General features: G+C 38.4%; 24 protein-coding genes and 4 pseudogenes. 8 read left to right on the top strand and 20 right to left on the bottom strand.

The window, feature by feature from the left end:
- Positions 1 to 80: 80 nt before the first annotated feature.
- Positions 81 to 485, bottom strand: a complete 405-nt coding sequence (locus tag ACH32G_RS16835) for a MerR family transcriptional regulator (RefSeq protein ID WP_047478556.1) — start codon at positions 483 to 485, stop codon at positions 81 to 83.
- A 159-nt stretch (positions 486 to 644) separates the two neighbouring features.
- On the opposite strand from ACH32G_RS16835, the gene ACH32G_RS16830 reads away from it, so the two are divergent.
- Entirely contained in the window at positions 645 to 1,694 is a 1,050-nt protein-coding gene (locus tag ACH32G_RS16830) for an NAD(P)-dependent alcohol dehydrogenase (RefSeq protein WP_188154794.1), read from the top strand.
- Positions 1,695 to 1,764: 70 nt separating this feature from the next.
- On the opposite strand, the gene ACH32G_RS16825 is transcribed toward ACH32G_RS16830, so the two are convergent.
- A complete protein-coding gene (locus ACH32G_RS16825) occupies positions 1,765 to 2,727 on the bottom strand; it encodes an arsenic resistance protein (protein ID WP_448814603.1) in 963 nt (320 codons plus the stop codon).
- Between the two features lie 361 nt (positions 2,728 to 3,088).
- Positions 3,089 to 3,475 (bottom strand): hypothetical protein, encoded by a 387-nt coding sequence (locus ACH32G_RS16820; protein ID WP_448814602.1) that lies wholly within the window; start codon positions 3,473 to 3,475, stop codon positions 3,089 to 3,091.
- Positions 3,476 to 3,666: 191 nt separating this feature from the next.
- Between ACH32G_RS16820 and ACH32G_RS16815 the strand changes: the two genes are divergently transcribed.
- Complete coding sequence (locus ACH32G_RS16815) at positions 3,667 to 4,197, top strand: DinB family protein (protein WP_342007406.1); 531 nt, start codon at positions 3,667 to 3,669, stop codon at positions 4,195 to 4,197.
- A 116-nt stretch (positions 4,198 to 4,313) separates the two neighbouring features.
- Here the strand turns inward: ACH32G_RS16815 and satA are convergent, their stop codons facing one another.
- The 4 genes from satA to ACH32G_RS16795 form a co-directional block, all read right to left on the bottom strand.
- Positions 4,314 to 4,835: a streptothricin N-acetyltransferase SatA gene (gene satA, locus ACH32G_RS16810; protein WP_045926968.1), complete on the bottom strand. Its 522-nt coding sequence runs from the start codon at positions 4,833 to 4,835 to the stop codon at positions 4,314 to 4,316.
- A gap of 349 nt (positions 4,836 to 5,184) precedes the next feature.
- Complete coding sequence (locus ACH32G_RS16805; protein ID WP_448814601.1) at positions 5,185 to 5,745, bottom strand: cupin domain-containing protein; 561 nt, start codon at positions 5,743 to 5,745, stop codon at positions 5,185 to 5,187.
- A 422-nt stretch (positions 5,746 to 6,167) separates the two neighbouring features.
- The gene (locus tag ACH32G_RS16800; RefSeq protein WP_016937127.1) at positions 6,168 to 7,205 is read right to left on the bottom strand and encodes a flavin-containing monooxygenase; all 1,038 of its coding nucleotides are present in this window, start codon (positions 7,203 to 7,205) and stop codon (positions 6,168 to 6,170) included.
- 63 nt (positions 7,206 to 7,268) lie between these two features.
- Positions 7,269 to 8,210: a cation diffusion facilitator family transporter gene (locus tag ACH32G_RS16795; RefSeq protein ID WP_095242159.1), complete on the bottom strand. Its 942-nt coding sequence runs from the start codon at positions 8,208 to 8,210 to the stop codon at positions 7,269 to 7,271.
- 207 nt (positions 8,211 to 8,417) lie between these two features.
- On the opposite strand from ACH32G_RS16795, the gene ACH32G_RS16790 reads away from it, so the two are divergent.
- Positions 8,418 to 8,840 carry a VOC family protein gene (locus ACH32G_RS16790; protein WP_047478530.1) on the top strand — a complete coding sequence of 141 codons (423 nt, stop codon included), beginning with the start codon at positions 8,418 to 8,420 and terminating at the stop codon, positions 8,838 to 8,840.
- Positions 8,841 to 8,917: 77 nt separating this feature from the next.
- On the opposite strand, the gene ACH32G_RS16785 is transcribed toward ACH32G_RS16790, so the two are convergent.
- The 5 genes and pseudogenes from ACH32G_RS16785 to ACH32G_RS16765 form a co-directional block, all read right to left on the bottom strand.
- Positions 8,918 to 10,264 (bottom strand): FAD-binding oxidoreductase, encoded by a 1,347-nt coding sequence (locus ACH32G_RS16785; protein WP_047478528.1) that lies wholly within the window; start codon positions 10,262 to 10,264, stop codon positions 8,918 to 8,920.
- Between the two features lie 344 nt (positions 10,265 to 10,608).
- Positions 10,609 to 10,929, bottom strand: coding sequence for a hypothetical protein (locus tag ACH32G_RS16780; RefSeq protein WP_016937131.1), 321 nt, complete (start codon positions 10,927 to 10,929; stop codon positions 10,609 to 10,611).
- A 265-nt stretch (positions 10,930 to 11,194) separates the two neighbouring features.
- Positions 11,195 to 11,380, bottom strand: coding sequence for a hypothetical protein (locus tag ACH32G_RS16775; protein ID WP_016937132.1), 186 nt, complete (start codon positions 11,378 to 11,380; stop codon positions 11,195 to 11,197).
- 112 nt (positions 11,381 to 11,492) lie between these two features.
- Positions 11,493 to 11,858: a cupin domain-containing protein gene (locus ACH32G_RS16770; RefSeq protein ID WP_045925202.1), complete on the bottom strand. Its 366-nt coding sequence runs from the start codon at positions 11,856 to 11,858 to the stop codon at positions 11,493 to 11,495.
- A 66-nt stretch (positions 11,859 to 11,924) separates the two neighbouring features.
- Positions 11,925 to 12,361: pseudogene (locus tag ACH32G_RS16765) on the bottom strand (DinB family protein).
- A gap of 178 nt (positions 12,362 to 12,539) precedes the next feature.
- Between ACH32G_RS16765 and cotR the strand changes: the two are divergent.
- Entirely contained in the window at positions 12,540 to 13,502 is a 963-nt protein-coding gene (gene cotR, locus ACH32G_RS16760; RefSeq protein WP_016937134.1) for a sporulation hydrolase CotR, read from the top strand.
- A 65-nt stretch (positions 13,503 to 13,567) separates the two neighbouring features.
- On the opposite strand, the gene ACH32G_RS16755 is transcribed toward cotR, so the two are convergent.
- Together ACH32G_RS16755 and ACH32G_RS16750 are read right to left on the bottom strand one after the other, a co-directional pair.
- Positions 13,568 to 14,830, bottom strand: a complete 1,263-nt coding sequence (locus tag ACH32G_RS16755) for an MFS transporter (RefSeq protein ID WP_448814600.1) — start codon at positions 14,828 to 14,830, stop codon at positions 13,568 to 13,570.
- A gap of 21 nt (positions 14,831 to 14,851) precedes the next feature.
- Positions 14,852 to 15,757: a bifunctional helix-turn-helix transcriptional regulator/GNAT family N-acetyltransferase gene (locus ACH32G_RS16750; RefSeq protein ID WP_016937136.1), complete on the bottom strand. Its 906-nt coding sequence runs from the start codon at positions 15,755 to 15,757 to the stop codon at positions 14,852 to 14,854.
- 306 nt (positions 15,758 to 16,063) lie between these two features.
- Between ACH32G_RS16750 and ACH32G_RS16745 the strand changes: the two genes are divergently transcribed.
- Positions 16,064 to 16,381: a PadR family transcriptional regulator gene (locus ACH32G_RS16745; RefSeq protein ID WP_015416893.1), complete on the top strand. Its 318-nt coding sequence runs from the start codon at positions 16,064 to 16,066 to the stop codon at positions 16,379 to 16,381.
- On the top strand, positions 16,368 to 16,937 hold the full coding sequence (locus ACH32G_RS16740; protein ID WP_016937138.1) for a DUF2812 domain-containing protein: 570 nt from the start codon (positions 16,368 to 16,370) through the stop codon (positions 16,935 to 16,937). Before ACH32G_RS16745 ends, ACH32G_RS16740 begins: the two co-directional genes overlap by 14 nt.
- A gap of 331 nt (positions 16,938 to 17,268) precedes the next feature.
- Here ACH32G_RS16740 and pdxR read toward each other — a convergent pair.
- From pdxR to ACH32G_RS16720, 4 genes and pseudogenes are all read right to left on the bottom strand, one after another.
- Positions 17,269 to 18,231 (bottom strand): annotated as a pseudogene (pdxR, locus tag ACH32G_RS16735) (MocR-like pyridoxine biosynthesis transcription factor PdxR); the annotation flags it as partial.
- A 276-nt stretch (positions 18,232 to 18,507) separates the two neighbouring features.
- Entirely contained in the window at positions 18,508 to 19,911 is a 1,404-nt protein-coding gene (locus tag ACH32G_RS16730; RefSeq protein WP_016937141.1) for an MFS transporter, read from the bottom strand.
- 35 nt (positions 19,912 to 19,946) lie between these two features.
- Positions 19,947 to 20,315: pseudogene (locus ACH32G_RS16725) on the bottom strand (BCCT family transporter); the annotation flags it as partial.
- A 481-nt stretch (positions 20,316 to 20,796) separates the two neighbouring features.
- Positions 20,797 to 21,567, bottom strand: a complete 771-nt coding sequence (locus tag ACH32G_RS16720; RefSeq protein ID WP_016937142.1) for a TSUP family transporter — start codon at positions 21,565 to 21,567, stop codon at positions 20,797 to 20,799.
- Positions 21,568 to 22,321: 754 nt separating this feature from the next.
- On the opposite strand from ACH32G_RS16720, the pseudogene ACH32G_RS16715 reads away from it, so the two are divergent.
- Together ACH32G_RS16715 and ACH32G_RS16710 are read left to right on the top strand one after the other, a co-directional pair.
- Positions 22,322 to 23,020, top strand: a pseudogene (locus ACH32G_RS16715) (T7SS effector LXG polymorphic toxin); the annotation flags it as partial.
- A 320-nt stretch (positions 23,021 to 23,340) separates the two neighbouring features.
- Complete coding sequence (locus tag ACH32G_RS16710; protein WP_016937143.1) at positions 23,341 to 23,802, top strand: CarD family transcriptional regulator; 462 nt, start codon at positions 23,341 to 23,343, stop codon at positions 23,800 to 23,802.
- A 620-nt stretch (positions 23,803 to 24,422) separates the two neighbouring features.
- Here the strand turns inward: ACH32G_RS16710 and cspC are convergent.
- Both cspC and ACH32G_RS16700 read right to left on the bottom strand, forming a co-directional pair.
- Complete coding sequence (cspC, locus tag ACH32G_RS16705) at positions 24,423 to 24,626, bottom strand: cold shock protein CspC (protein ID WP_003156143.1); 204 nt, start codon at positions 24,624 to 24,626, stop codon at positions 24,423 to 24,425.
- A 356-nt stretch (positions 24,627 to 24,982) separates the two neighbouring features.
- Positions 24,983 to 25,114 carry a molecular chaperone TorD family protein gene (locus ACH32G_RS16700; RefSeq protein WP_082083375.1) on the bottom strand — a complete coding sequence of 44 codons (132 nt, stop codon included), beginning with the start codon at positions 25,112 to 25,114 and terminating at the stop codon, positions 24,983 to 24,985.
- Positions 25,115 to 25,264 lie beyond the last annotated feature (150 nt).

Here is a 25,264-nt window from a genome sequence, read left to right as displayed (position 1 = left end):
CTCTCTTTAGAAAATAAAAAAACCAAGGTTCGTTTCCCTTGGTACATTTCATGCGGCCCGGCGCCCGGGACATCTACTCTTCATTCAGAAATATATTCAGCTTTCAATCTGTTTTTAAGTTTCGCTTCATTTTTGAGGATGTCTTCGTAATCTTCAATCTTCCTGTTTAATCGTTTTATAGTTTCATCAATTTCCCTCTGTTTCTCCGTCAGCCTTTTCCTTTCATTGATAAGGATGTTTTTTCGGGGTTCAATCGTATGATCGGCTCCTTCAATAAATAAAGCGGTATATTCAATCAGCGCCTCAATCGACAGCCCGGCACTTCTCATGCATTTTATAAATTGAATCCAATTCACATCATCTTCGTCATAATCGCGGATGCCGCTTTCATCGCGTTTTACCGGAGGAATCAGTCCTATACTTTCATAATACCTAAGCGTCGCGGCTGATAACTCAACCTGCTTTGCAGCCTGCGCAATCTTCATCTTCTTACCACCCATCCTTCTTCCCTTTCATAAGCGTGCCATTATAGAATATCATTTCATAAAAAAATAAACCAAACCCCTTGACTTAAAGTCCGCTTTAACATTTAAAGTAAAACCGAACAGAGGATTCATCACTTTATCTTGGAAAGGAAGATAACCATGTGCAATAATCATCCGACTCGTGTATTAAGCGCTCCGCATGCAAAAGCTAAATTTGAGCGGACGACGATTGAGAGAAGAGCATTACGGCCGCACGATATCCTGATTGATATTAAGTACAGCGGGATTTGTCACTCAGACATCCACAGCGCATTCGATGAATGGGGCGGCGGAATCTTTCCGATGGTTCCCGGGCATGAAATTGCCGGAGTTGTGGAAGCCGTGGGTGAAGAAGTCACCAAATTTGCCGTCGGCGACCGTGTGGGTGTCGGCTGTTTTGTAGACTCCTGCGGGGAATGTGAATACTGCCTTAACGGAGACGAACAATATTGCACAAAAGGCGTTGTTCAGACCTACAATAACCTGGACTACGACGGAAATCCTACGTACGGCGGCTACAGCCAGAAAATAGTTGTCACTGACAGATTCGTTGTCCGGATTCCGGATCAGCTGGATTTGGATGCTGCCAGCCCGCTATTGTGCGCGGGCATTACCACGTATTCTCCGCTGAGACACTGGAATGCCGGTCCCGGCAAAAAAGTGGCGATCGTTGGAATGGGAGGGCTCGGACACTTAGCCGTTCAATTCGCGCACGCTTTAGGCGCAGAGGTCACCGTCCTCAGCCGCTCAATGAACAAAAAAGACGAAGCTCTTGAATTTGGAGCCGATCATTACTTCGCGACAAGCGATCCGGATACATTCACTGAGCTGGCCGGACATTTTGATATCATTTTAAATACGGTATCCGCGAACCTTGATGTAGATGCCTACTTATCCCTGCTACGCATTGACGGTACATTAGTAAATGTAGGAGCGCCTGCTGATCCGGACTCATATAGTGTGTTCTCCTTAATCACGGGCCGCCGCAGCATCGCGGGTTCACTCGTCGGCGGTATTCCGCAGACTCAGGAAATGCTTGATTTCGCCGCCGAGCACGGCATTGCTCCTAAAATTGAAGTGATTCCGGCCAATCAAGTCGACGAAGCATACGAACGGGTTCTTCGAAGCGATGTCCGCTACCGTTTCGTCATTGATATTTCAACTTTATAATCATCAAAAAAACATACCAATATCTCTTGGTATGTTTTTTTAGTTCAGACGGAATCCGCTGGGTATTTTTTTATTTCAGCAGCCATTTGGGCACCGCTTTTATATAAATCAATTCGCCTATCAGTTCAACAATCGTCTGGGTGACGATAACAGCTGCGACTAATGAGGCCCAAGCATCCGGCAAGGCCAGCGCTAACGGAAGGACTGCGAGAGAATTTCTTGTGCCCGTGCTGAAGATCAATGCTCTTCCTTCGCCTGTATCCAGACGGAACGCATATGCGATAAACCGGGAAACAAACGGCATCATGAGCAGGAATAACAGATAAATCGGAATTACGCGTATAATGACCTCAAAATCACTGTATACCTTGCCGATTTGTGTGGCAACGACCGCCAGCAATACGAGAGCCATAAAAGGAACAGGCAGCCAGGCCGTCCACTCTAACATCTTTTCTCCAGCCGGCTTCTTATCAGCCCACAATTGTGTCATCACTGCCGCCAGCAGCGGCCCCGCTATTAAACATAAGAATGCTTCCAGAAACGGCCCGGCATGAACAGCCCCTATGACTTCTTTCCCGATAAACAGCCACAAGTATAACGGAAGCAATACCATCTGAACGACGAACAAAACCGGTGTGGAAGCCAGTATTAATTTCTCATTACCTTTCCCGAGCTGAGTAAAGACGATGACGTAATCAATGCAAGGTGTAAGCAATACTAAACAAACTCCTAATAATATAGGAGGAGATTGAGGAAAAATGGCGGTCAACCCCCATACAACAACAGGCACAGCTAAGAAATTACCGATCAGTAAAGCCGCCATAAACTTGAGGTTTGAAATGGCTTCCCTCAGCTTCAAGAATGGGATTTGGGCAAACATGGCATACATGAGAACAGCGATTAGCGGTGATATCGTCCAGCTCCAGCTGAGTCCTGAATCCTTCCCGGCGATCCCCGCTATTCCTCCGATCACAAGAAACACACCATATATCCAAATTTGCTGATTTTCTAATGTCTCTCTGGTTATTTTCATTGACTGGCACCCCTTCCCGCCCATTATACCTTCTTTTCTGATGCTCTTGTTATTACCGGCTGCATGAGTATATTTTGCCTCGACTTTTTTGAAAATAATGGTTATCGAGATAAAAATAAATAGGGAATATGGTAACTTGCTTAAAAATCCTATTCTATTGGTTCTGTTATCAGTTGCAGGATTTCTGGCTTATATCAGCCGGACCGCTGAATTATCAGTTCCTATTAGTTGGATCGTTTTATTACTGGGGCTGCTTTGTCATTTTACAGCGCTGTATGTCTGGCAGCATAACTAAAAATTCCCGAAGAAAAAACAAGCATGAACAATATGCTTGTTTTTTTACTTATGCATGATCAACCTTCTAGCCGTGTTTTGTTTTAACATCCTTATTCCTTCCAATGAATAAGGTCACGGCAACACTCGCTAAACTGACCAAAGTCCCCAGAACGGCAGCAAAAATTGTCAAAAAGCCATTAGGGATAAGAAATCCAATTGGAATGAGCCCCGCAAACGTGAGAACGATAAAACATTGATCGACTCCGGATATGATTCTCACAATCAAGCTGCCAAAAAAGGACATCACTAATGGGGGAATGAATAAACATAAAATGATTCCGAGTGAGATCAATAAAATCATATGCTCGTCAAATGAAATGACATGATCACCGGGAGACTCTTCAGCAGCCGCGAATACAGCAAATACAGACATTATCAGCGTAAGAAAAACAAGAAAAAACCTTTTCAGCAACGTTTTAACTCCTTTTTATAAAAACGGGTATCCTTTTTTAATTACGATAACCATTTTATGTTATTAAATGTAATAATACGAAGTCGATTGATGAATGAATCATAATAAAACGTGTCATTATCTGGATGACTTGACAAATAACAGTAATAAGGCAAACTTAATATAAAAATTGTACTAATGAGGTGGGGTTAATGATTTTAGATTTAAAAGGTGAAACACACATGGATCATGTTGTGGGGATGCTCTATTCTGCCGTTAATGAAAATTACAGCCGCTTAAAAACCATAGTATCTGACATGTCACAGGAGGAGATTGATTTTAAAGGACCAAATCAAAAATACAACAGTACAGCTCAGCTAATAAAACATTTAGCATATGTTGATCTCTGTTGGATATTTAGAATTAAGGGTGAGCCTGTACCAAAGGAACTGGAAGAAAAGTATGGACCAATGTTAGATCAAAACAATAAGATTCCTTTCATTTCCGGTGTGTCATTAAAACAAATTCTCTCTGATTATGATGAGATATTCAGCATGTTTAAGTCTGTGTGTTATCAGTTAACTGACGATCAACTGAATCGTACAATAGATTATGAAGCTGGAAAACAAGCAACCATTCAGTGGGGGATATGGCATATAGCAGATCATAATAGGTACCATCAAGCTCATATCAATCAACTTCACAAATGGTTTGAAGAAGAAAAACAGAAACTTGGCAGTTAAGTGAGATTGAGCAAGGGCCTGCTCCAACTGCAGCTGAATTTATCTCAAATTCCCTTTAGATGATCAATTTAGAATCAATGCCAAACAATTAACCTCTCATCACCCTTAAGCGGCAGTTAAAATTGATAATACCAAAAAATCGCGATCTCATTTGCCGTTGAAAAGTTGGAATAAAGCATAGTATCAACTGCGCCTATTACAAAGCCGTGTTTAGCATAAAAATGACAAGCTGATACATTAATATCTTGTGTTTCAAGCATGAGACCGCAAAAATCATTCTCCTTTGCCCATTCAATCCCTTTATTTAATAATGCCGTTCCAATACCATTGTTTCGATAGTCCTTTGCAACCGCAATGTCCTCTATCAGCGCATATCCATTCCAATTAGAACGTATCTTAATCCGGCCGATGCAGTTATTTTCATCATAATAAAAAAAGACTGCTTTCCCCTCTTCTTCAACGTAACTGACGTCAATTTCGTCATCTTCATATTTCTTAACATAAGGCTTAGAAAACCGTTCCTCAGTATATGTCCAAACATTGTTTTCAAGTGCGGGTATAATTCGCCCGAAAACAACCAGAGGTTCATTTGGTTTATTGAAGTCTTTCATATGAAACGAAGTCATTTTAATGATCATCTCAATCTCCTTCTCAACGAGATTACACTTCACCATTTCCATTATATGTTACTGCGCAAATAAATCAATAACGTTTGCCAAATGAATGAAGAAGCAAAAAAAGAGGATCTCTTTCTTTGCTGAAAAGCCTAATCAAGAAGGCCATATTGGGCTCGTGCCGGGGTATACCGGAGAATTTGAGGCCGTTAAAACCGATACATTGCCCGCAGTGATCAAAGGCCGATTTAAGGAAATTAAATCCAACAAAAAATAAGGCCGATTCATATTAAACCGGTCTTATTTACCGTACTCTTGGGCAGCCAGAAAGGCGTAATCCCAGTTTGTCAAACCTCTGCAGCATACTTTACTGCTAACCTTCCGCAGCCTCTGCATCTGCCTTAGTCGCATGAACCGTGCCAAATGGATGGTTGGGAGGCGCATAAATTGAATATAGTTTTAACGGTGTATTACCCGTATTAATCACATTGTGCCAAGTGCCAGCAGGTACAACAATGGCAAAGTCATCATAGACATTTCTTTGGAAAGTTAAATTTTCCTTGCTCCTGCCCATTTTAACGATTCCCCGGCCTTGCTCAATCCGTAAGAATTGATCTACGTGGGGGTGGATTTCCAAACCGATATCTTCTCCAATGCCGATACTCATCAAGGTAATTTGAAAATGTTTTCCTGTCCATAAGGCAGTACGGAACGTGTGATTTTGTTTTGCGGCTTTATTGATATTCACAACAAATGGTTTTGGTCCATAATCTTTTAGGAGAAGATTTCTATCTTCGGGTGAAGATCGCAAATCATCATATCGGTCTGCATACCCCATGTCGTTTGGATAAGTCCAATAAACAGATCTTCCGTCGTTATACATCGGTACATTCACATAATAATAACATTGATGCGAAAAAGGTATATAATACATTTTTCATCCCCGCAATTTCAAATTTTTATGATGTTATCCTATGCTTTTTGTAATGAGAGTGTGCCACAGCAGAAACGGCCACAAAACCTGTTTGCATAAAAAATACCAAAGGTCTGCAACTCTTGGTAACACTGTTGCAGCCGGGAAACTTGAATCTGCCCGGGGTATGCACTCACCATTTCGACAACCAAGAGATATTGTATTTTCTGTTCAACAAGCCGATTAAAACAGCGTTTTTGGCGGGTTTCCTTACGTGCCGCGCAGTTAGCTCGGGAAGTACGTCAGAATGTTGCACAATCAGTGAGTCAGGGATCTTCTTACTTAATAAGTCAAAAGATTTTTTCGGCTTTACACAGTCACATAACTGGACTTATTCAATACAAAAAAGAGCAGTAAACCCGTAAGTTACTGCTCTCCTCAGTCTATCCACCGTTCATTTGTTTTACAATGTATTCAGCATCATTTCCTACACCTTGAAGCAGCGCTGAACCTCGCCTATGCTGCCAAGGCAAACCAATAAAGTACAATCCTTTCACAGCTGAAACACCCCGGTGATGTATAATTCGGCCTTCCTTATCCAAAACACCTTCTATTTTCATCCACCAAAGCGGATTCTTAAAACCAGTTGCCCAAATAACATTGTTTACTTCTAATGAAGATGAATCTTTAAAAATGATTTCATTTTGCTTTCCGGCTATGACTCTTTGTTTTAAAATGATCTTCTTCTGTCTTATTGCATGTTTTAATTCATACCCAAATATGGGGTCGCCTTTCTTTTGAATGAACTTGCCTAATATTGATGTATGACTTGCATGTAAAACTCCTAATTTATCAAACCACCAAAAGATGCTTCTTTTTCCAATCCATAAAGGGAAATAAACCGGTTTATTACTGCAAGACAAATATGTAACTCTTTCTTTGGATAATTCAACAGCTATCTGAGCCCCGCTATTCCCGCCGCCGACTACCAGTACATTCCCAGGCGCCAGTTGTTTTGAATGTTTATATTGTGAAGAATGTAATTGATGAATATGACCGGCTACATCCTTTGATATTGATGGAATGTTAGGGGTATGAAAAGGACCTGCGGCCATCACAAGATTCTTCGTTTGATAATCTTCCCGGTTTGTTTTTATTAAGAAATAGTTGTTTAATTTTTGGACACTTATTACTTCTGTCCGTAATTGGATCGGGATTTCAAATCTTTCAACATATTTTTTCAGATAAGCAGCAATTTCATTTTTTGAAGGGAGCCCATGCTTGTCTCCTTCAAGATGCATTCCAGGCAAAGAGCTGTACATTCGAGAAGTAAATAAAACCAATGAGTCATACCGGTTTTTCCAGCTTTCTCCCACTTCATGACTTTTATCTAAAATGATAAACTTTTGTTTCGACTTCTTTAGATAATATCCTGCTGAGATTCCTGCCTGACCGGCTCCGATTACTATCGTGTCGTACATCTGAATCCCCCTCCGGTTTTATCTTAATTGTCAGAGAGACAAAGTGAGTCCCTATCTCCTCCTTTAATGATGATGGTGGCCGTCCGTCTGCTCAATTTTTGCCTGACAAAGGATTGCATTGTCGTGATTATGCGCTGCTGTTTCCATTTGAATCGTTACATGCGTAATACCTTTATCTCCAAGCTCATGTTCAATTTTGCGTAAAATACTTTCGCTTTCTGAAATGGTCAGCTGATCGTCAACAACAGCGTGGCAGGAAAGAGCATTCAATCCGCTGGTGATAGACCATATATGTAAATCATGAATATGCTGAATGCCCTCTGTCTCTTCAATCGTATGGATGATGTCAGTCACGTCAATATTTTCCGGGGTTCCTTCCATTAATACGTGAATGGAATCTTTCGTCACATGGTAACCGCTTCTTAAAACAAGAACAGCTACAATGACACTGGCCAATGGGTCTGCCCAGCCCCACCCGAAGAAGATGATAAGCACCGCAGCCAGAATGGCACCTACAGAGCCGAGCATGTCACTTATTACATGTAAATAAGCTCCCCTTATGTTCAGGTTATTCTTTGTATCTCCGCCGTTCAGCATAATCCAAGCGACCAATATATTCACAGCTAACCCGATGATACTAATGATAAGCATGCCGGTTGTTGCCACTTCTGGCGGATGAGAGAAACGTTTGATTGCTTCATAAATGATATAAAGGGAAATCAATATTAAGGCAACACCGTTTATCACAGCTGCGAGAATCTCAAATCGTTTATAGCCGAATGTCTTATTATGACTTGCCTTTTTTTCGGCCAATTTAAAAGCAATCAGAGCAACCATTAATGAGATTGAATCACTCAGCATATGACCGGCATCTGACAAAAGCGCTAAACTATTGGTTACAAATCCGCCTATAGCTTCTATTATCATATAACCTGTAATCACGATAAAAGAGATCAATAAAACCTTCTTATTGGACCCGCCGGCGTGATTGTGATTGTGACCCATAAAAAATCTCCTCCTGCATTTATTATTCCTTTTCTGTTATGAAGCATTCTAACATGTACACAAAAATAATCATATATGATTATGTGCTCATATATGAATATATAGATTCTTTACTGAAATGTCAAAATCTTTTTCTATATGATGCTGCAACGCAATAATGAAACTTGATATCATTTTCTTATCATCAGCTTGGGAGGTTATATTTTTATGAAACCGCGGGTTACAGTCATCACTTTAGGCGTAGATCATCTGGAACGATCACTTCGCTTCTATCGGGACGGCCTCGGACTGCCTACTGAGGGAATAGTCGGAAAAGAGTTTGAACATGGCGCCGTTGCCTTTTTTGACTTACAAACAGGACTGAAACTGGCCATTTGGAATCGTAAAGACATCGCACATGAGACAAACGTTGCTTTAACTGCACCAAGCCCGGCAGAATTTACATTAGGACATAATGTTACGAGTAAAGCTGAAGTCGATAAAGTCATGGAACAGGCAAAACAGGCAGGAGCGACGATAACTGATCCCGCTCATGATACTTTTTGGGGCGGGTACTCCGGTCACTTCCAAGACCCCGATGGGCACCTATGGGAAATCGTTTGGAATCCGCACTGGGATGCAAGTGAATAACCAAATTTTATAGCAACAATAAAAACACACCTGAATGTTCTGGTGTGTTTTTTATTTTGTTTCCCAAAACGATCAAACTATTTATACGATGGCGGGATGCTTTGCGGAAAATGAAATACATTTTCGGGATCGTATTTCGCCTTTATTCTTTGAAGCCTTGCAAAGTTTGAGCCATAATATGCTTTTCCGAAATTTTCAATATTCTGATCCGGAACATTGACGTATGAACCTGTTACATATGGTTTCAACAGCTGACGCACTCTTTCAACTGATGCAAGGTTCGAGGCTTCTTGTGATTTATTTTTCCAACTGGCCGTCCATTCCGTATAAAACAATGGCCGGCGCCAAAAGAAGGCTGTTTCGCTGCTGGGAACTCTGCTTATCGCACCGCCCCAATTGATAAAAAAGAAATTTGTTTCTGTTCCGGTGGCTTTTTCTAAAAATTGTCTCATCACTGAAATAGGTTTTTCCGGCCAAAGATTTAGCGCCCACGCCGAGGAGAATTTAACACTCTGATCAGATCTTCCCGGGATCGGTTCATCAGGGTCCAGGAAATCTATGCAATCCGGATAGTATAATGTTTTGATAATTGTCCGTGTCGGGGTTCCGGCATTTAATAAAGGTTTTAATAATTGAATCAGCTCAGGTTTTGAACCGAGGAACAATCCTTCCACATGACACAAGCCATTTACTTTGCTGTAAATCTCAAGGTAGCACCCCAATCGTTCGTCTGTAAACGGCGCCCACTTTTGCCAAGCTTTAAAGACCGTCTCCAACTGCTCCCATGGCCAAATAATATTAAAGACGGTTGCGGTTTTAGGAGCACGGTGAACTTTGAACGTGTATTGGGTATTATATCCGAAGTTGCCTCCCCCGCCGCCTCTGGAAGCCCATAGTAAATCTTCATTGTGAGATTGATTTGCTTGAATGATCCTGCCTTTTGCATCTACCATTTTCAGTGCGAGAAGGTTATCACTTATCAGGCCGATTGATCGTGAAAGCACTCCAAATCCGCCGCCCATCGTAATTCCTCCGATTCCCACTGTCGGGCTGTCTCCAAACGGAGCCATAAAACCATCCCGGGCCAATCCTTTCACAAGCGGGCCGACGTGAATGCCAGTTTGAACGGTTGCAATCGCGTTTTTTTCGTCTAATAAAACTTTATTCATGTCACTCACATCAATAACTATTCCATCACTTACGACTGAAAGGTTTCTATCCAGAGCATGGCGGCCGCTTCTGACACGCAAAGGCACATTATTCTCACGCGCCCATTTAATCGCATTACTTACATCGTATGAATTTTGTGCAAAAACAAAGACAAGCGGACAGACATCAACATAAGGGTTCCAATTCTTAACCGCCTGTGCATAGCCGGGGTCCCCTTTGAAGATGACGCGCCCTGTTAACTGTGCTGATCCCATCTGTTTCACTCCTCATAAACATTTGATTCCGATTCCAGTATATGCAGGATTTGGACAAATTCTTAGACGGATGATCTGCTGACTTAAAAATAAATACAAATACGCGAAGATGATATAAAAACACAAAAAAGACAAGAGCGGCAAGTTGCCGAAACTCTTGTCTCTCCTATCTTTTTAATATGATTGGCGTGATATACTGACTTGGCTATGAAAGCTCATAGGAAAGTTTTTGTTTGCCCTGCTATGCGCCCTTTTCGCCGCACCAGCTGAGTAATCTTCCTGTTTGATCCTCCAACAAGAATCTTTTTCTTTATCGTTTTTGCAGCCTTGGGACGGAATTTCTCTTATTTTTTCTTCTTGTGTTTCCGTTTGCAATCATGTTTTTTCTCTTTCTTATGATGTTTTTTACATTTCGCTTTTGCTGCTGCTTTTGCTGCTTTTGCCGCTTTTACCTTTGCTTCTGCTGCTAGTCTTTCTGCTTCTGCTGTTCTGGCTCTTGCTTCTTCCGCTCTTGCTATTGCCTCTTCCGCTCTTGCTCTCGCTTCTGCTTCTCTTGCAGCTTCTGCTCTTGCTTCGTCTTCCGCCATATCAAAATCATGGCCAAGGTCACAGGCTTCGTCGTATGGTTTTTTCTGAACGTGATTTTCACCTGGGTTATAATACATGAACTACCACTCCTTCTCATATTTTTTAATCTCTTCATACTATGTAGATAAAAGACTCCAGCTTGGACTATTCATTTGGTTAACCAGCACATTTCAGCCGCTATTTTCATTTATCCATACAACAGACTCTGGATGCCTGCAATAAACTTGAAAAATAATAAGCTGCGAAAACCACAAAAAAAACCAAGGGGCTGAACCCTTGGTTTTTTGTGAGGCTGAGAGTGCTGCACGCTGCAGCCTCCTTCTGTACCGACTTTTTTGACTTTTAATTTGCTTGCTGTGTTTGTTTTACCGGTTCTTTGCTAAAAAGTCCAACAATGTTCCACAAGACAACTACTGAAGCTATTATTAAACGAGTAGTGTTCACTTCTTGGTTAGTCAATAATTTATAACCATATATTGATCCCAATGCAACTATACAAAAAATATTGAACCATTTACTCCAACGCAATTAGAAAACTCCTTATCAAATGATAAAATTTCCAAACAATGTATTATAATATTAACAAAATTTTTCAATATTTAAACTTAAACCTTTCTTAATTTCGGTTTATCACTACAGGCTAGATCCAGACATCATTTTCAGCTGTTTGATCAGTTATTTCTTCCCCGGTATTCACAACACCTTTAGGCTCTACAAGCAAAATTTTACACTTTGATTCTGCATAAGGTTTATGTTCAGCATTTTTCGGAATGACAAACATTTCACCTTCATTTAATTTTACTTCTCCATCCCGAAATTCAATGATTAAATTCCCCTCAATCACAATAAAGACCTCATCTGTTTCCTCATGCTTATGCCAAACAAAGTCCCCTTGTACTTTAACAAGTTTAAATTGATAATCATTCATTTCAGCAATTACTTTTGGAGACCATTGATCTTGGAATGCAGCTAATTTCTCTTGAAAATTAATCGGTTTATAATTCATTCTTTCTCCTTCCCGTGTAAAACTAAAGACATCATATGTCCGCCTTTGTTCTTCTCCTGATTTTAACTAGTCCCAAATGAAAGGCCGCTCCACTTCAGCAGTTCTGAGATAGTCTAAAAGCTGACCGGTATGTACTGACTCATGATAAGCAATCCTTAATAACATGTCCCCCAGTTCACGGACGTACCCAACATCAGACCTATCAATCTTTATATTTGTTAAATCGGTTTCATTTAAAGATTTGATGAATGTCAAAAACTCGGTCCGAAACGGTTTTGCAAATTCTAATTCTTCGGCTGCTGTGGTAAACGTTTTTGATTCATAAGGATTAGCAGATTCCTCTGAAGTCTCATTCATATGTTTTAGTAAAATTTGATGATAAAGACATTCTGCTTCTAAAACATGTCTTATCATTTCCTTACACGACATGGCTTCGGAATCCGGGCGCCAGTCCATCTTTCCTTAGATATACCTGTCCATAACTTAATGCTTCGCCGTCTCACTTATTTTTAAATCATTCTCCTTCTTCCCGGAAAAACCTCTTCAAATAAAGAAGATATTATTTCCCAACCCGCTGGATTGATAAATTTTTAAGATAAAGAGATCTTCATTCATCCATACAATAGACTCTGGTTGAGCATATACTGAATGATAGTTTTCATTAGAAAGGAGACATCAGCTTTGGCAAAATATCGGATCATGACCTTTGATGGGGGAGGTACGTTAGGTGCTTTAAGTTTACAGCTATTGAACAGACTGGTTAAACAAAATCCCACTTTAATAAGCCGAACCCACGTGTTTTCAGGAAATTCAATCGGTTCATTCACTGCCCTTGCATTAGCCAGCGGAAGATCGCCGCATGAGACATTCCGCTATTTTAAGGAAAAAATCCTGCCCGCATTCAGCGTTTCCCGGCCGGGCGGACCCGTTTTCAATCAACAATTACCATATTCCGGTTTTATTAAAGCGGTACGGAATTTTTTCCCGGCAGATCTTCGTCTCAAAGATTTAAGAAAGCGAATTGTTGTCCCTTCATTTAAATTATACTCTCCAAAACTGGATCGTTGGACTCCTGTATTATTTCACAACTTTCCCGGCTCTCCCTATTTAAATGAGAAAGTGAGTGATGTCATACTGCGGAGCAGCGGTGCCCCTGCGACGCAACGCGCCTATCAAAACTACGTGGACGGATATGTAGTAGCAACGAACCCCAGTACAGCCAGTATCGCGTTTGCAGTTGGTAAAGCCAACGTGCCATTGGATCAAATTGCGGTATTGTCCATCGGAACAGGTGAAGCCCCGACCCGGTTAAGAAGAGATACGAGGGGATGGGGAATGGTAAGTGCAGATAACATACGTCCCGAAAATCTGAAGAACCTTCCTCCAAATTGGGGAGTCCTTTTGGACAGGTCGCCTAATGAACCTTTACTGCCATTTCTTCAGATAATTGCTGGCGGAAATGGTTACTATGAATCCATGGTCAGTGCGAATCTTCTGGGAGATCGTTTTTTCCGATTAGATCCGCGGATTCCGAACTTCTCCAAAACGGACCCTGCCGTCGTTCCCGCTGTCATTGAAATTGCGAACAAAACCAACTTACAGCCTGCGATTGAATTCATAGAGAAAAACTGGAACAACAAATAAGAACAGACAAAATACCAAGGGTGGAAAAACCCTTGGTATTTTTAGATGCGGCCAGAGAGGACTGATTAATATGAAACTGAATCGGTCTCCGGCTTTTGCTCTTTTTTTATTTTCACTGTTTCAGGCAGTAAGAAAGTAAATATTGCCGCCCCAAACAAAATAATAATTGAGAAATAAAAAGAAAGATCATAGTTACCCAATTCACTATAAAGAAAACCCGGTACATAAGCGCCCAGCGCCGATCCTATCTGATGGCTCAGGAATAACCAGCCTAAAATAAAACCAACTGAATATTGCTTAAAATATTGCGTGGCTAACATTTGGGCAGGAGCTACAGTTGCAAAATCAACCAGTCCAAACAGAGTTGCAAAAATAAGTAATATGACCGGATGATGACTGTATAACAGGATACAAATTGATAATGCGCGGATGACATATAAAAGAATAAGCATCTTTTTACTGCTCCAGCGGTCTGCCGCAATTCCTGAAATGATTATCCCCAAAATATTAAATCCCGCCAACACACTAACTGCAGCACTGGTTACACTTGTTGAAAACCCATGGTCATGGGAAAAAGGAATAAGGTGAGTATCCATCAGACCTGTAGTTGTAAAACCGCATATCGCAAAGGGTAATATTAAAAACCAGAATTGTTTCTTGCAAAATACTTCCCAAACAGAAATGCGGGTCGTATGCTGCCCACTTCCAGCTTCTTCTTTCATCAAGCCGCCCATAGGAGATAACCCCATCTCGCCGGGATGATTCCGTAAAAATAACAGGATGACAGGAAACACAATAACCATTAAAAGCAGACCCAAAATCACTACAGTTAACTTCCAGTCAAACCATTGAATCAAAATGAGAGAGCCGGGAACAAGAAGCATCTGACCAGCGCCAAACCCCGCCTCCATAATGCCAAAAGCAAGCCCGCGTTTTTCATTAAACCAATTTGTAACCACAACTGTTGCGGCTACATTAGATGCCCCTCCAACACCGATGGAGATAACAATTCCGTAAAGGATAAATAATTGCCATGGATGATTCACAAAAGAAGTTAAAATAAAGCTAAGCCCGACCAAGAAAGTGCTGACTGACAAAATCATTCGGGGGCCTAATTTATCAACCAGCCTCCCTATTATGGGCTGAGATATGCCATATATGATAAAACTCAGAGTAGAAATAAGGGAGATTGTTCCTCTGTTCATGGAAAAATCTTTTTCCCACGGTTCAACAAAAGCTCCAAATGAAAGACGTGCCCCTTGAACCGCTAATAAGGTTAAAAAACTGACAAAAACAATGATCCATGCGTAGTGATATTTTATTCGCATCCTATCCCCCCTCACTCTTATTTATAATTCCAAATCCCAGCGCTCTTCTATTAAATTTGATCCCCATAAAGGTTTCTCTTCATGAACTTCTGTCATTTCGAATCCGGTTTTTTTATACAATGGCCGGGCTGTTGACATGTCTTTTACCGTCCAAAGAAATATGCGCTCGTATCCATTTTCTTTACAATATTGAACAAGTTCCTTCATCAGACGGCTGCCGACACCTTTTCTTTGAAAAGACGGATCGACTAAAAACCATCTTAACTGTCCTGTTTTTTCATCGTCATTCACTAAGCCGATACAACCCGCAAATTGATTCCCGCTTTCTGCCACCCATATTTTTTCAATATCAGCTTTAAACGTATCGCGAAGATAAGATAAGAATGTGTCATCCCACCCATGGGATTTGGCATAAAATAATCGCTGTTTTTCAATTATGTTTTTGACATCCTCTGAAGTATAATAGTCTCTTATTGAAATCGGAGATTCTTTATCATAAAAAGAATGCTGCAAAATGTTTTGAATGGTTTCCATTGATTCTACAAGTTTTTCTTGTTCCTCTTTGTCTATGCATTCAAGGATATATTCAACTTGCTGATTGGCTTTTTTCTCCAGACTTTTATAAAGACTTTTCCCTGACTCGGTGACATAAAGGAAATGATTACGTGCGTCTTCTCTGCATTTTTGCTTATATATGAAGCCTTCCTTTTCTAATTTTCTGATAATTCTGCTTACATATCCTCTGTCCAGGTCTAATTTTTCTTGAATGATTTTTGCTGTACAATCTGGCGTATTATAAATTTCGTATAAAATCCTGGTTTCTGTTAAAGAGAATGGACTGTCATAAATATGTTCATTCAGAAAACCCAAAATATCTGTATAAAATCTATTAAATTGTCTGAATGCCAAAACACGTTTTGTTTCCAAATTGATGTTCCTCCTCCAAATGATTGACTTAAGCAACTTTTTTTCATCGTAATCGAGACAGTTGCTTAAGTCAACTATATTTTTCAATCCTTCTACCTTTTTTGTAATGAGCACCTTTTATTTCTAAAAAACACATTGAAAATAAACGGCACTGTTTCATCGGAGAACCGTTATGCACCGCCATAAATTCTTTTTTACTTCAAGTTCCTTTTACAAATTTTGAAAAACTCATTGACTATTCAGTTGAACTGTATTACATTATTATAAAGTTGAACTATATAGTCGAACTGAATAGAGGGTGAGGATATGAAACATAAATTATTACCGCTGTCTGAAACCATGCATTACATTTTATTAGCTCTGCGTGAGCCGCTTCATGGCTATGCCGCCATGCAGAAGATAGAAAAGATGAGTAACGGTACTGTTATATTAGCGGCCGGCACTTTATACGGCGCGATTGAAAATTTGAATAAGCATGGCTGGATTGAGCCTGTCGGAGAGTCGGGCCGGAGAAAAGTCTATATGATAACTGCGGAAGGAAGCGCCATTTTGAAAATGGAACAAAACAGGTTATTGCATATTTTATCCCTGTACGAAGGAAGTGAATCGAATGAAGAAATTTAAGATGTTTTTTGATATTGAAAAAGAGGAGCAATGGCTGAACGAGCAATTACAAAACGGCTATCGTTGTACAAATATTAGCGGATTAGGAATATACACCTTCGAAAAAACCGATAAGAGATATGTAATGCGAGTGGATTATCAAGATTATTTATCAAACAAAAAGTTCAAAGATTACAAAGGAATTTATGAAGACTTCGGCTGGAGTTATATAAATGGCCCTTGGGGGCTTGGAACTCGATATTGGCAAAAAGAAGATGATGGTCAAAATGAAATCTTCTCGGATCGCCAATCAAAGAGTAATTATTATAAAAGATTAATGAGTTATTCATCAAGTTTTGGTTTCCTGTGTTTGTTTATTTCTTATATGTTTTACAAGGATTCAGGTTTATATTTAGCTGAAGGCCTGTGGAGTATGGAAGGCTCAATGTTTTGGAAAGCATTTTTATTTGAAACTCCATTTGCCATTTTGAGGTCGCTTCCCGCCCTTATGGCTGTTATCTTCGGCATCAGTTTCTATAAAGCGTATCGAAAGTATTCAATGTTAAAAGAAGAATAATGCGGGGAAGTTACATTCAAAAAAGTAATGAAGGATCATGTACCTGTCACAGTCGGGCGCAACAAAAAAATACCAAGGGCGTAAAACCCTTGGTATCATTGGGATGCTGCCGAGACGGCTTAAACCTTCACAGAGATAGTGACGTTTTTAAAACAGATGAAGCAAAACATTCTTGAAACCAGCTCTTCTACTCGTTTCATCCCGAAATGATCCTCCCCTATTTAGCGGGGATTTTTTTCATTCGAGGTTTTTGGAAATATATCATAGTATGCCGCATGTTAGACTGATCTTTAATTGAAATTTTCAGATAACTAAACTTTAAGTACAGCGCCTATATTGTTAATGCTTTTGCAGACAAAGCAGCCTTCAATCTTCGTATCCCTTCTTCTATTTCTTTCTCAGCTAAATTTCCGTAACCTAAAATAATTTTGTTTTTATGAACCCCTTTCTGGATCGCATGGAGTTCAACCGGGTAAATTTTAATTTTATGCTGATCTAACTTTTTCAGCACCTGTTCAGAAAAAATGACATTTTCAAAACTGGCTATTAAATGAAGACCTGTCGAATCTCCAAATATCTTGACCTCATCTCCAAATTCACGGTTCAGGCTTTGTTTTAAAGCCTCACGACGTTTCTTATACACTTTTTTCATTTTACTAATATGGTGTTCTAGATAACGATCCTCAATAAAGTTTGCAAGTGTAAGCTGCTCCAAGGAAGAGGTATGAAGATCTGTAAACCATTTTAGATTCTTACACTTCTCAACGAGGGACGGCGGAAGAACTAAATATCCAAGACGCAGTGCCGGTGATAAGATCTTACTGAATGTACCGATATAAATAACTCTTGACGGGTCTAACCCCTGAAGAGAACTTATAGGTGATCCCTTATATCGAAATTCACTATCGTAATCATCCTCTACGATATAACAATTTGATTGACGCGCAAACTGTATTAATTGAATACGGCGTTGAATTGTTAATGTACCGCCGATTGGGAATTGATGAGACGGAGTAACAAATACAAAACTTGGTTTTTTATCGTGGGGCAGCAGCTCCGTTCGCATCCCATTATGATCTACTGGTATAGGGTAAAGCGAGCTGCCGGGTGATGAAAAAATAGTTTGAATTTCATGTGTAATAGGATCTTCAATAATGACTTCATCACCCGGTGACAATAACAATTTTGCTATAAGGGAAAGTCCTTGGGTTGCACCTGAAGTGATTACAATTTGGTCAGGATGACAATGAACCCCTCTTGTTCTTCTAAGATACCTTGAAAGGACATGCCTTAATAGGATTATTAGTTAGCGTACAAGTTCCCCATATAGAAAATAAAAAGCCAGCTCTCCTTCGGGAGAAGAACTGGCATAACAAAGCTTCTTGCTTCTTATTTTGCTGTATTGCTTGGACCTTTTAATTTCTCTTCGTTCTTGCGTCAATGTTTTATTATTAGGATACAACCAATAAAATAATGACGATCGAGAAGCTGCTGTCATTGCTGCTGGGATAATCCCAGCTTATTCTGAGTCTGTATGTCGAGTAGTCGGTCAATTAAATGGATGCTTTTTTCATTCCTTTTCTGTTTGCTCCATTTTCCACCACAGTGAATCTTTTGGATTTTCAACAGCTTCTTGAAACTCAGCTTTAGAAGCAACTGTTGGGTAAGAACCTTTTAAAGATTTACCTGAAGTATCTTTAAATAAGGTTAACACCACTATTAAGCCAATTAAACTGACTGCTAATAAATAGAAACCTGGCGCCAAATTGTTTCTTGTCACATGGGTTAACCAAGAAGCAACTAAAGGTGTTGTTCCGCCAAAAATAGAAACCGATAAGTTGAATGTCCAGGATAATGTACGATATCTAATGTCAGTATGGAACAACGTAGGTAAAGATCCTGGCATAGTACCTTCATATACAGATAATACAATACCTAACAATAAAAGTCCTATAAATAAGAATGTTATATTCCCCATATTAAGAAATTGGAAAGAGATAATCGAAAATACAATTCCTAATACTAATCCAATTGTTATAACTTTTTTATTTCCTAATTTATCTCCCAGTTTACCAAAAGTTAAAGCGAACGGTACCATAATAATCAACACAATTGCTGTAACCGGTGTACTTATATTATCACTTATACCAAGGTTCTCATCTAAATAAGAAGGCATATAACCTAACAATAGGTAATTGGTTATATTGAAAAACGCCACAAATACGATACATAAAAAGATATCTTTTTTATATGTTTTAATTACTTCTAATAAACCTGGTTGTTGTTCTTGGTTTTCAGAGATGTCATTTTCAAAGATTGGTGATTCATCTAAATGACTTCTCAAATACAAACCAAATAATCCAATTGGAATACTTAAGAAGAAAGGAATCCTCCATCCCCAACTATTCATTTGAACATCAGATAAAGCCCAGAAAAGTACTGTAACTAAAACAGAAGCTACTATATAGCCAGATAATGTACCGATTTCTAAACCACTGCCTAACCTTATACGTTTATTATCTGGAGAAGATTCTGCGATATATACCATTGCACCAGCGTACTCTCCACCCACAGAAAAACCTTGCAGAATACGAGCTAAGAGTAATAATATAGGGGCCCATACACCAATCTGATCATAGGTAGGAAGTACACCAATTATTAAAGTAGATAAAGCCATCATTAAAATAGTAATTGTTAATACCATTTTCCGGCCAAATTTATCACCCATTTTACCAAAAATAATTCCGCCTACCGGTCTAAGTAAAAAGGCAATTGCAAATGTAGCAAAAGTAAATATTAACTTTAATTCATCGTTTTGAACCGGACTGAAAAAGTTTTTACTAATAATAACTGCCAAATAAGAATATAAAGCAAAATCAAACCATTCCATCGCGTTTCCTATCCCTGTAGCAAACACGCTTTTCTTCGCTTTTTGAATATCTACAACGTTAATTTTTTTCTTGTTGAACTTCATTTAATAATATCAACTCCTTAATGATCAAATCCACATGATACAAGCGGATAAACGGTCCAAGCGTGCAGTCCCAGAATGTATAGCGTAATGCTTCTCTAAAAGTCTGGGGGTTTCTGTTTCACCTGATGGAGAGCTAATGGCATAGTGGCGATGGGTTCAACTGGACCTTAAAAGACTGGACCAATATCCATCTCAGCGCCAAATAACATTGTAAACCAGGGAGGAAGGATGAAATTCAGTTTTTTCGCTGGTTTTCTTAACTTATTTTTGCCGATTGGATTAAAAATAATACAAACAGCAACAAAAAGAGAAACAACCAACAGATAATACAAGCCAAAGTGGTTAGTGATATATCCTTGGGCTGTGGTTGGTATTTTCTGCAGACTGTTTGGAGAAATGATTCCCCTTCATAAGCTCTATTGTGAATATTATCACAATCGAAAAAAAACTTTTATTTCTTCAGAGTATCCTAAACCTTTATTTTAGTTCTTCCATTACGTCTTCCAATATGTTTATTATGTGTTGCAGAAAGATTGAGGTCATTCCTAAGAATTATTTACTGATCCTATCTTTATTACCCCGCAATCAGGTGAAACAAAACATTATAAACGTAGCATACCTTTTTAAAACCTGACAAGCCCAACAGGGTGATAGAAACCCGGCTAAAGCCAAGCTAATCAATGGATAGAAGAAATTTTTTTTGTTTTTCTCAAGGAATAACCGTCTGCGTTTAATCTAGCCCAATCAGAAAGAAAAAAGAGCAGGAGTAATCCTGCTCTTTCATTCAAAACTTTAATTTGTATGACGAATTTCGTATACCTTTTCGACTTTCTTTACCTATTAATTAGTATGCAGACTGCAACAGAAATACTCATATCGCCATCATCAATAATGCATTATAAAATCAAAGATATTTTTTCCTATTAAGATAACAGTAACTAAAATAAATAACATTCTCACATAGGTTACACCTTTTTTAATTGCGAAGTTAGATCCCACAAGCGCTCCTAATATCATTGATATACCCATTGGTACACCATATAAAAAATTAATTTTATGAAGAAAAAGAAACATAATTAGAGCTGCAATGTTACTGCCGAAATTAAGAAATTTTGCATTTCCTGCAGATTGTAAAAAATCGAAGCCTATAATCAAAAAGGCAAATAAAATAAATGAACCCGTTCCTGCACCTAAAAATCCATCATAAAAACCAATAGCGAATATTACAAAAGAAAAAAGAATGGCTTTTTTCCAAGTCAGTTTTTTATAAGTAGACTCATTACCCCAGTTTTTCTTCAAAATAGTGTAAATAGCTACACCTACTAAAAGAATTAATATTAATGGTTTTAATAATTCAGATGAAATAAAATTGACAACTAATGCACCCAATAAGGACCCTATAAAAACAATCGGAAACAATTTAGATACTAACTGAAAATTAACTTTTCCTGATCTTATAAAGGAAATCGTACTCGTTAATGTACCCATTGTACTGGCTAACTTATTAGTAGCGATAGCAACTGAAGGCGGGAGACCTGAAAATAACAAAGCTGGTATAGAGATCAGTCCTCCTCCTCCCACTACTGAGTCAATAAAAGAAGCAAGAAATCCGAAACATACTACTATTAATAGTGTATAAAAATTAATATCCTCCACTTATAAAATCCCCCCATAATGGTAAATAATAAGAGTGATCAAACTATTTTTCAATAAATAGTTTGATCACTCTGTCCATTATTTTTGCAATTCAAGTTCGATTTTTAAAAGCATACATACATGACTTTTAATAGAACGACTTGCACTTGATTTATTACTATCAGCTACAGCAAACATTCTTTGTAACCATCTGTCTTTCCCCATATTTTGGTTTAAAGGCCGTTCGAGCATGTGCCGCTAAATGGTTGTCTAATATAATAAGGTCACCAGGTTTTAGAACTACTCCTGAAGACACTTCCGATAGTGCTTTTTCAGCTCTTCTAATGCCCATCTGGCTTCATCATTTAATCCTTCCATTAAGGAACCATGAATACATAAGTCCGGTTTAATAAATCTTTTTCATTTCAATCCCTTAATGATTTAATTCCAGTATATAAAAAATTTTTTAAAAATTCCACATCTTATTCATTTCCTTTAGGTGACACGTATGGATACGTTCAAAAACACACCAAAAATTCAGGTGTGTTTCAAAAAGGCACTCAAAATTGTAAATCCATTTCACTTGTAATGAAGGTTTGTTGCATTGCACTTTCTAACTCCACATTCATCATTTCTATATGTTTGGATAAGTTGGGTTAACCATAATTAGTTAACAAAAACCACCCTTACTTTCCCACTTCTATTCCCATTACGTTCAATTTATTACCTATCCTTCAACAATTTTTTGGGAAGCCCATAACTTACCTATGGTGATATTTGGTTATTAAGTCGCCAAAAAGATTATAAAGAATTGAAAAATCAAATGATTAATTTAAAAAAGCATTTAAGGCTGTTGCTGATCTTGATGATTGTGAGTTCTCTGGGACGGGAGCAAACAATATTTAAAGCATTTTTTCACGATCACACAGGTGTCGCCGATCAATGGATTGATTTCATTGAAATGAAGATTGTTTTCCTTTAGCATTTCCGATGTGCTGGAACATGCCAGCTTATCCGATGCATATGTCGAAGAATCCTTCTTAGAACACGAACTGACAAACGCATATAGAAAATCACAAGCAATGATGTCCGAGCAGAAGAAAGCAATGAAAGATATTCTGAATGAGATCGATGAAATTCTTCCACTTGATTTATTTTCAACAGAGACTTTTAAGGATGAGCTCTCTTCTGCCGAAAACAAACGGAAAAAGACGGTTGATAAAATAGACGATGTGGACGAACACTTAAAAACTGAATATGCACTGACTGAACCTAACGAACAATTCATTAAAGCAGACTTTCAAAAGTTACAGGAGTCAACAGGTAAGGGCAAAAATGCTACACCCATTCACTATATCGCGACAGTGACATACATAAGAAAAAAGGCGATATCGAAAAGCAATCTAAAGCTTATTTAAAGATCAAAAAAGAAGAAGCTAAAAAACGTGAAATAAAAGATTTGAAGAAGCAGCTTGTAATGGTTAAAAATCGGTGATTAAATTGTGCCCATATAGATTGCAAACATGTCATTAATGTCAAGTCATGAACTCCTAATGAATATTTAATAACACATTTTAATGAAAAACTGAACTCTGATCATTAGTCGAGATTCTAAGATGGGCCAATCAACCTTCCCTTTTTTTTGGAATCTCAAAGCCCCCCTTTTGTTTTGATGTTGTTTTTTTAAAAAAAGTTATTGACACCAAAAAATTATCATGTTATTATTATAAATTTGATATCGCTTTCCATATATGTTAACCTTAAGTTGAGTTACCATATATGGAGGTGGATGATATGTTTCAAATTGGCGATAACATTGTTTATCCAATGCACGGAGCAGGTATAATTGAAGCCATAGAAGAAAAAGAATTCTTAGAGGAAAAAGAACATTATTATGTCATAAAAATGTCAATCAGTCATATGACAGTTATGATTCCAACGCGTAAAATAATGAGTTTAAATATACGACCAGTTACTGATATACTTGCATTAAAACACATTATCCACATTTTTCAGCATGGAGAATCAGATAAGTTGCTGCCGTGGAAACAAAGATATAAAGTAAACACAGACAAAATAAAAACGGGTAAAATCCAAGAAGGTGCTGAAGTTGTACGTGATTTAATGCGTATGAAGAAAGAAAAAGCACTTAATGCAAGCGAGAAAAAAATGTTGGATAGTGCATATGAATTTTTGATTAGTGAACTGGAAGTTATTAAAGGAATCACTGAAAATCAAATAAAAAGTTTCTGTTAAGGTTAGATAATGTTTGCTTTCCAAAACATCCTTAAGTTTTCGGAAAATTACGATTAGACGTTTAACTTCTTCAACTTACTTTTAGAACATTAACCTCTTTTATTACTCCTGCAATCTAATCTGTCTTATTTTTAAATTTCTTCAACGAACATTTGAATTTTTATCAAAAACTCGATGGAATAGTCACTTGATTTTTGTAATCCTGATTCACACTGGCACGGACAAGGAGACGTAAGGATGGAAGAGAGGCAGGGTTTTCATTGTTTTAGGTCTAAGTGATTATTTCCAGAAGAAAAAACAACCCCTCTCCTCTTTATCTTTAAGAATTTCTTACAACTGCTTCCACAGTGAATAGCAATTGTTTATCTTCTTTTCATAAAAGAGATATGCGAATTGTAACAAAGAATAACATACCGTTACAAATCATTTATATATATTCCACATATCGTCAATCCGTTATGTTATACTGTAAACAATCCTTTGAGGTTTTAAACCTTTTTTTTACCTTGTAGCATCTGTCCCTACTCGAACGTTGAGTAGGGTTTTTTATTCAGTATTATACAGAGAACATAAAAAAACAGGCCCTATATAAAGAGCCTGTTTGTATAAACGATTGAAGATTAAGCAGTTTTTTGAACGTTAGCAGCTTGAGCTCCACGAGCACCTTGCTCAACGTCAAACGTTACTTTTTGACCTTCGTCTAAAGATTTGAATCCGTCACTTTGGATTGCAGAAAAGTGTACGAATACATCGTCTCCATTTTCACGTTCGATAAATCCAAAACCTTTTTCTGCATTAAACCATTTAACTGTACCTTGTTCCATTTTTGTTGCCTCCTAGTGTGTTACACATTGTATTACTATCCTTGCCCAAAGTATCATCAAGACGAAAAGTCGATATTCATACTATCCTTTACACGAACAAAAATAATTCTCCTTTATCATAACACGAAACGGAAATAACTGCAAATTAATATCATGTTTCATTTTGTTAAACGTGTCGATACCAGTGCAAAATAAGATGCCTACTAATAACGATGGTTTGAAAACACCGTGAAAATGGATCACGAGTGTCTTCAAAAAAGCTCAGCTGTTTCTTGTTCAAGTACAAGATATTCTTTTAAAAGCAGGGCTGTTCACTGGTATAGCTTTGTTTCTAAAAGATGTTTCCAAACGATCACTCAGGTATACTGTAATGTTTGTTCTTCAAACAATGAATGTTTACGGTCTAAATAAACCGATCCCCATAGGGGAGCATGGAGAGAGTTTGGCCCGATAAAGAGCTGGGTATAATCTTCATACGCTTTTTGTATCCCGGCTGGCCATTGCTCATAAAGATTTAATCGAGATGGAGATCATTTTCTGACCTTCAATCATTTTACATAGGATGAGGAAAGATACTTATTATACAGGGAGGATGACAGCTGGGACTTCAAAGGCCTAAAACGTTTTCTATACTTAGA

The organism is Bacillus sp. CIS52, assembly GCF_053545315.1.
The sequence above is the reverse complement of the archived record's forward strand: the minus strand, read 5'-3'. Positions and strand labels throughout refer to the sequence as shown.

Coding starts and splice junctions, on each gene's coding strand:
- ACH32G_RS16835 (WP_047478556.1), bottom strand. CDS start 485: ATGAAGATTGCGCAGGCTGCAAAGCAGGTTGAGTTATCAGCCGCGACG.
- ACH32G_RS16830 (WP_188154794.1), top strand. CDS start 645: ATGTGCAATAATCATCCGACTCGTGTATTAAGCGCTCCGCATGCAAAA.
- ACH32G_RS16825 (WP_448814603.1), bottom strand. CDS start 2,727: ATGAAAATAACCAGAGAGACATTAGAAAATCAGCAAATTTGGATATAT.
- ACH32G_RS16815 (WP_342007406.1), top strand. CDS start 3,667: ATGATTTTAGATTTAAAAGGTGAAACACACATGGATCATGTTGTGGGG.
- satA (WP_045926968.1), bottom strand. CDS start 4,835: ATGATCATTAAAATGACTTCGTTTCATATGAAAGACTTCAATAAACCA.
- ACH32G_RS16805 (WP_448814601.1), bottom strand. CDS start 5,745: ATGTATTATATACCTTTTTCGCATCAATGTTATTATTATGTGAATGTA.
- ACH32G_RS16800 (WP_016937127.1), bottom strand. CDS start 7,205: ATGTACGACACGATAGTAATCGGAGCCGGTCAGGCAGGAATCTCAGCA.
- ACH32G_RS16795 (WP_095242159.1), bottom strand. CDS start 8,210: ATGGGTCACAATCACAATCACGCCGGCGGGTCCAATAAGAAGGTTTTA.
- ACH32G_RS16790 (WP_047478530.1), top strand. CDS start 8,418: ATGAAACCGCGGGTTACAGTCATCACTTTAGGCGTAGATCATCTGGAA.
- ACH32G_RS16785 (WP_047478528.1), bottom strand. CDS start 10,264: ATGGGATCAGCACAGTTAACAGGGCGCGTCATCTTCAAAGGGGACCCC.
- ACH32G_RS16780 (WP_016937131.1), bottom strand. CDS start 10,929: ATGTATTATAACCCAGGTGAAAATCACGTTCAGAAAAAACCATACGAC.
- ACH32G_RS16770 (WP_045925202.1), bottom strand. CDS start 11,858: ATGAATTATAAACCGATTAATTTTCAAGAGAAATTAGCTGCATTCCAA.
- ACH32G_RS16755 (WP_448814600.1), bottom strand. CDS start 14,830: ATGCGAATAAAATATCACTACGCATGGATCATTGTTTTTGTCAGTTTT.
- ACH32G_RS16745 (WP_015416893.1), top strand. CDS start 16,064: ATGAAACATAAATTATTACCGCTGTCTGAAACCATGCATTACATTTTA.
- ACH32G_RS16740 (WP_016937138.1), top strand. CDS start 16,368: ATGAAGAAATTTAAGATGTTTTTTGATATTGAAAAAGAGGAGCAATGG.
- ACH32G_RS16730 (WP_016937141.1), bottom strand. CDS start 19,911: ATGAAGTTCAACAAGAAAAAAATTAACGTTGTAGATATTCAAAAAGCG.
- ACH32G_RS16710 (WP_016937143.1), top strand. CDS start 23,341: ATGTTTCAAATTGGCGATAACATTGTTTATCCAATGCACGGAGCAGGT.
- cspC (WP_003156143.1), bottom strand. CDS start 24,626: ATGGAACAAGGTACAGTTAAATGGTTTAATGCAGAAAAAGGTTTTGGA.